The sequence below is a fragment of the Enterobacter cloacae complex sp. XAL002 genome (assembly GCF_049236805.1).
GTDB lineage: Bacteria > Pseudomonadota > Gammaproteobacteria > Enterobacterales > Enterobacteriaceae > Enterobacter > Enterobacter intestinihominis.
In genome coordinates this window covers 1-4620 of the sequence record NZ_JBMKJN010000050.1, presented here as the reverse complement: position 1 = coordinate 4620, position 4620 = coordinate 1, and the positions used below count along the sequence as shown (strand labels likewise).

Sequence of the window (4620 nt, the reverse complement as noted above, 5' to 3'; positions counted from 1 at the left end):
TAGTTCTTGCAAATTGTTGTCACTAAAGGGTTTTGTGTGCTTGTTTACAATCGAGTGGGTATCGGAGACGAAGAAGGACAAGGTACATGCTGACCGATACCAAGCTGCGCAATCTCAAGCCCAGGGACAAACTCTACAAAGTGAATGACCGGGAAGGTCTCTATGTGGGGGTCGCCTCAGAAAACGGAATCTATGGTCACTCCCGTTTTTGCAACACCGATTTTGACGACAAGTTGGCTTGCTTGAATCGATCCGGCGTCTGAATGGGATTTTATTCCCGCGCCTCGATGAGTTCCGCGCCTGATGAACCTCCAGAAAAGATACGGCTTCAATGAGCCTTTCCGTTTTACAGGTTCCTCAACAGGCCGGTGGGCCGTTAGTATCATCAATATCAGTATTCGCAAAACCAGATGAATGATTGTTTAAACTGGTGTATTTCTGCCTTTATGCTTCGTAAGTTTGCTGTCGCGCCGTCAGTGCCCAGGCTATTCTGGCCAGCTTGTTTGCCAGAGCACAGGTGACGACAAAGTTGCTTTTCCGACACAACAACTCCCTGACCCAGTCGGCCAACTTGCCAGACTGGTGTTCCAGTTTTTGTATGAATACCCTGGCACACTGAACCAACAAAGTTCGGATCTTTTTGTTGCCCCGCTTGCTAATCCCTAACAATGTCGTCCGACCTCCCGTGCTGTACTGTCGGGGTACCAGCCCTGTTGCCGCCGCAAAGTCACGGCTGCTGGCGTACTGCTTCCCGTCGCCAATCTCAGTTGAAATAGTACTGGCAGTCAGCGTTCCAACGCAGGGAATACTCAGCAAGCGCTGTCCAACCTCATCTTCGTCCAACTTTCGTTTCAACTGAGATTCCAGATCTTTAATCTGCTCAACAAGATAGTGATAATGCTGTTGTAATTTCAGCAGTAACTGGCTGAGATAAAGAGGCAAACTACTGTCCTCAAGAAGGGTACTCAGTCGACTAATAACGGCAGCACCTCGCGGAACGCTGATACCAAATTCCAGCAGAAAAGCATGCATCTGATTAGTTGTTTTCACCTTATCCTGAACCAGGGATTCACGGACACGATGCAGAGCTCGCATTGCCTGCTGAGATTCGGTTCTGGGCTGCACGAAACGCATAGATGGACGTGATGCTGCTTCACAGATAGCTTCAGCATCAACGAAGTCATTTTTGTTGCTTTTAACGAATGGGCGGACAAATTGCGGTGATATCAGCTTTGGAAAATGCCCTAACTCTTCCAGCTTGCGTGCCATAAAGTGAGAACCGCCACAGGCTTCCATCGCGATGGTTGTTGCCGGGCATGTCGCCAGAAATTCGATTAGCTTTGGTCGGGTGAATTTTTTACGGTAAACGGCCTTCCCACGATGATCCTGACAATGAATATGGAAAGAGTTCTTACCCAGATCGATACCAATAAGCGCAATGTTTTCCATGATGGTTCTCCGAATGAAAGCCTGTCCTCAGCATAGTACTGGGAAGGAGGGAGTGACCATCTCATTAAATAAAGCACGCTAAGCCGGTTGCAGCGGTCGTAGCGGCCTGAACTTGCCCGCGCCGATCTTGGCGCTGCTGCGCCAGAGGTAATCGCCGGTGAGGTTGATGTGCTCCCAACCGAGCGGCGACAGGTACTGCAACAGCGCGTCATCAATGGCATGGCCGTTGCCACGCAGCGCGTGCGCAGCCCGTTCCAGATAGACCGTGTTCCACAACACGACGGCAGCCGTTACCAGATTGAGGCCGCTAGCCCGGTAGCGCTGCTGCTCGAAACTGCGGTCGCGGATTTCACCCAGGCGGTTGAAAAACACTGCCCTGGCCAGCGCATTGCGCGCCTCGCCCTTGTTCAGGCCGGCATGCACGCGGCGGCGCAGTTCCACGCTTTGCAGCCAGTCCAGGATGAACAGCGTGCGCTCGATGCGGCCCAGCTCGCGGAGCGCCACGGCCAGGCCGTTCTGGCGTGGGTAGCTGCCGAGCTTTCGGAGCATCAGGGAGGCCGTCACCGTGCCCTGCTTGATCGAGGTGGCCAGCCGCAGGATTTCGTCCCAATGGGCGCGGACGTGCTTGATGTTGAGCGTGCCGCCGATCATGGGTTTCAGCGCGTCATAGGCGGCGTCGCCCTTCGGGATGTAGAGCTTGGTGTCGCCCAGGTCGCGGATGCGCGGCGCGAAGCGGAAGCCCAGGAGGTGCATCAGGGCGAAGACGTGATCGGTGAAGCCCGCCGTGTCGGTGTAATGCTCCTCGATCCGCAAGTCGGACTCGTGGTACAGCAGGCCGTCGAGCACGTAGGTCGAATCGCGCACGCCGACGTTCACGACCTTGGTGTGAAATGGCGCGTACTGGTCAGAAATGTGGGTGTAGAACGTCCGCCCTGGGCTGCTCCCGTATTTCGGGTTGATGTGGCCGGTGCTCTCGGCCTTGCTGCCGGTGCGGAAGTTCTGGCCGTCCGACGATGAGGTGGTGCCGTCGCCCCAGTGCTCGGCGAAGGGATGGCGGAACTGTGCGTTGACCAGATCGGCCAGCGCCGCCCCGTAGGTTTCGTCGCGGATGTGCCAGGCTTGCAGCCAAGCCAGCTTGGCGTAGGTCGTGCCGGGGCAAGACTCCGCCATCTTGGTCAGGCCCAGGTTGATCGCGTCGGCGAGGATCGTGGTCAGCAACAGGTTCTTGTCTTTGGCCGGGTCGCCCGATTTCAGATGCGCGAAATGCCGAGTGAAGCCCGTCCATTCGTCCACCTCCAGCAGCAGTTCGGTGATCTTGACGTGCGGCAGGATCATTGCCGTCTGGTCGATCAGCGCTTGGGCGGTGTCGGGTACCGCCGCGTCGAGCGGCGTGATCTTCAAGCCTGACTCGGTGATGATGGCGTCCGGCAGCTCGTTGGCCGTCGCCATACGGTTGACGGTGGCAAGCTGTGTTTCCAGCAGCGTCAGCCGGTCGTTCAGGTACCGGTTGCAGTCGGTGGCCACGGCCAGCGGCAATTCGCTGGCCTGCTTGAGGCTGGCGAATTTCGCGGGCGGCACCAGGTAGTCCTCGAAGTCCTTGAACTGGCGCGACCCCTGCACCCAGATGTCGCCGGAACGCAACGCGTTCTTCATCTCCGACAGCGCGCACAGTTCGTAGTAGCGCCGGTCGATGCCGGTGTCGGTCATGACCAGCTTCTGCCAGCGCGGCTTGATGAACTCGGTCGGCGCGTCGGCGGGCACCTTGCGGGCGTTGTCGCTGTTCATGCCGCGCAGCACCTCGATGGCGTCGAGCACGTCCTTCGCGGCGGGAGCGGCCCGCAGCTTGAGCACGGCAAGGAATTCCGGCGCGTAGCGGCGCAGCGTGGCGTAGCTTTCGCCGATGCGGTGCAGGAAATCGAAGTCCTCGGGCTGCGCAAGCTTCTGCGCTTCGGTGACGCTCTCGGCGAAGGCATCCCAGGACATGACGGCCTCGATGGCGGCGAACGGATCGCGGCCCGCCTGCTTGGCCTCGATCAGCGCCTGGCCGATGCGGCCGAACAGCCGCACCTTGGCGTTGATCGCCTTGCCGGACGCCTGGAATTGCTGCTGATGCTTGTTCTTGGCGGCGTTGAACAGCTTGCCCAGGATGCGGTCGTGCAGGTCGATGATTTCGTCGGTGACGGTGGCCATGCCCTCGATGGCAAGCGCCACCAGGGTGGCATAGCGTCGCTGCGCCTCGAACTTGGCCAGGTCGGCGGGCGTCATCTGGCCACCCTCACGGGCGATCTTGAGCAGGCGGTTCTGGTGCACCGACCGCTCGATGCCAGAAGGCAGGTCGAGCGCCTGCCACGCTTTGAGGCGTTCGATGTGTTCCAGCATGTGCCGCGAATTCGGTTTGACGGGCGATTGGCGCAGCCAGGCCAGCCAGGTCGTTTTGCCGTTGTCCCGACGCTTGAGCAGATCGTCGAGGCGGCGGCGATGCGCGTCCGACAGCGGTTCGGCCAAGGCATCGTAGATGCGCCGGTTGGCGCGGGTGATTGCTTCGGCGCTCGCCCGCTCGACGGCGTTGAGGGCAGGCAGAATGACCGACTGCTGCCGCAGGTGCTCGATCAAGGTGCTGGCCAGCACGATGCCCTTGTCGGTCTGCAAGGCCATCTCGGTCAGCAACTGGACGGCCTGCCGGTAGTGGCCCATGGTAAAGGGCTGGAAGCCGAACACCGTTTGCAGTTCGACCAGGTGCTCGCGCCGGGTCTGCTCCCGCTGCCCGTATTCGTCCCAGCTTTCGACGCTGACCTTGAGCTGGTCGGCGACCAGTTTCAACAAGGGCGGAAACGGCGGCTCATCGACGCCCAGGATGACACCAGGAAAGCGCAGGTAACAGAGCTGCACGGCGAAGCCCAGCCGGTTGGCCGGGCCGCGCCGCTGCCGGATGATGGAGAGGTCGGTTTCGCTGAACGTGTAGTGACGGATCAACTCATCCTTGGTGTCCGGCAACGCCAGCAGGCTTTCGCGCTCGGCGGCGGACAGGATTGAACGACGTGGCATATTTACTGATCCGTTCTCAAGTATTGATACAGGGTTTCGCGACTGATTCCGAATTCACGAGCCAGCTTGGCACTGTTGCAAAGTTAGCGATGAGGCAGCCTTTTGTCTTATTCAAAGGCCTTACAT

At 58.9% G+C, this 4620-nt stretch carries 2 protein-coding genes and 2 pseudogenes; 1 reads left to right on the top strand and 3 read right to left on the bottom strand.

Going from position 1 to position 4620, the window contains the following annotated elements; translation table 11 throughout:
• Positions 1–86: 86 nt before the first annotated feature.
• Positions 87–191: pseudogene (locus ACOT0L_RS23650) on the top strand (Arm DNA-binding domain-containing protein); the annotation flags it as partial.
• A 253-nt stretch (positions 192–444) separates the two neighbouring features.
• Here ACOT0L_RS23650 and ACOT0L_RS23645 read toward each other — a convergent pair.
• From ACOT0L_RS23645 to ACOT0L_RS23635, 3 genes and pseudogenes are all read right to left on the bottom strand, one after another.
• A complete protein-coding gene (locus ACOT0L_RS23645; RefSeq protein ID WP_000427619.1) occupies positions 445–1449 on the bottom strand; it encodes an IS110-like element IS5075 family transposase in 1005 nt (334 codons plus the stop codon).
• Positions 1450–1527: 78 nt separating this feature from the next.
• Positions 1528–4494 (bottom strand): Tn3 family transposase, encoded by a 2967-nt coding sequence (locus ACOT0L_RS23640; protein ID WP_042863651.1) that lies wholly within the window; start codon positions 4492–4494, stop codon positions 1528–1530.
• A 2-nt stretch (positions 4495–4496) separates the two neighbouring features.
• Positions 4497–4562 (bottom strand): annotated as a pseudogene (locus ACOT0L_RS23635) (helix-turn-helix domain-containing protein); the annotation flags it as partial.
• Positions 4563–4620 lie beyond the last annotated feature (58 nt).

Excerpts from the sequence above, each read along its gene's own strand:
- ACOT0L_RS23645 (WP_000427619.1), bottom strand. The coding sequence starts at position 1,449 with ATGGAAAACATTGCGCTTATTGGTATCGATCTGGGTAAGAACTCTTTC.
- ACOT0L_RS23640 (WP_042863651.1), bottom strand. The coding sequence starts at position 4,494 with ATGCCACGTCGTTCAATCCTGTCCGCCGCCGAGCGCGAAAGCCTGCTG.